The 1,372-nt window shown below is 68.6% G+C and carries 1 protein-coding gene; it reads right to left on the reverse strand.

Translation table 11 applies throughout. From position 1 onward, the window contains the following. Positions 1-90: 90 nt before the first annotated feature. A partial coding sequence (locus ACZ5CR_RS45365) for a hypothetical protein (RefSeq protein ID WP_468869581.1) occupies positions 91-1,372 on the reverse strand: 1,282 nt, incomplete at its 5' end.

Below are 1,372 nucleotides of genomic sequence, written 5' to 3' on the forward strand. Positions count from 1 at the left end.
CCAGCTTGAAAGGGGCTCATTGGAGGGGCAGCCCCGTGAGCTCGACGAGCGACGCGGCGGCCGGCTCGTCGCGAGCGGTCCGTGCGACGCTCAGCCGTTCCGCCGTGCAGCGCGTCGGTTACGGCGCATGTTACGACCACGGTCGCGAACGGCTCGTCGCCATAGTTCGAGTTCGGCCTCGAACTCGGCGGCCAGGGCCAGGGCGCGGGGCACGCTTTCGGAGGCGTTCTCCTCGCTGACGACATCGTGCACCGGGACGCTCAGCGGTCGGCCTTCGTCGCACGTCATGGCAAGTCGGTCCGCGTAGAGATAGAGCCTCCGGCGCAGCCGCAGAGAGGCTCCCTCCCTGTCGTTGGCCTGGAAGTGTCCCGCACGTCCGACGAGCGTACGAGCGTCGCCGCCCCGCTGCCGCAGCTCGGTGACCTCTGGGCTGTGAGTGTGTTCCCCCTGAGTGACCTCGCTCCACACAAATAGCGTGCCGATCTGACGCTCGCTCTCGTCGGCGAGGCGCCTCAGGCGGCCGGGGATCCCTCCGGCCAGTACGGTCCAGTCTTCCGCAGTCATTCGCCAACTCGTCATCAGCTGGCGGCGGTTACGGTAGTCGACGCGGTATGGCGCCACATCGAGATCTTCCGCGACGGCGTCTACCGCCTTCTCGAAAGTCGGCCAGAGACCGACCTCGTCCAGTCGGCGGCCGAGGCGCTGGAGCGCGCTGCGGGCGCATCCGGCCGGCAGCCCGATGTCCGCGGCGCAGTCGCGCCAACGACCGCCCGAGATCAGTTCGGCCAGCCGCAGGGACGCCGCCCGTCGCAAGAGGCGTTCGGTTTGCCAGTCTGTGTACGGGAGTTGCTGCACGAGCGTGCCGAAGTGCCGCTCGAACCACGCCTGTGGAAGGAACGCCGGAATCTCCTCCAGCCGGAAGCGATGCGTGCCTGGCACCGTCGGACTCTCTGCCGCTGCCGGCCGCGCATGGATGCGCCGCGCACCTGCACGCGCGAGTGTCGTGGAGATGGCACTGCGCCGAAAGAGGCTCAACGTATAGGAGTTGGCATGCTCGAGTGCCTGGCGAGTCAGGGGCTGGATGCGCAGCCGCAGGGACGCGAGTTCGCGGTCGCCCAGCAGGGAGTCCGCGGCCAGAAGCAGCGCCGCGCACATCAGCGGGTCGTCCGGCGGTGCTTTGACCGAGAGGGGACTCATGTGGCGCATGTCCACACGCGTGCCGGTGGTGCGCGCCGCGGGCTGCTGCGCGTCTGCTTCGACGAGATCGATCAGGGAGGAGGAGGGAAGGAAGGCGGCCCCCTGTGGCCACGTCACTTGGATGAGGTGTGTCACCGCGATCAGATCCGGGAAGTACGTCGGGTCGGCCATGTCC

It is taken from the genome of Streptomyces sp. NPDC031274 (assembly GCF_055570235.1).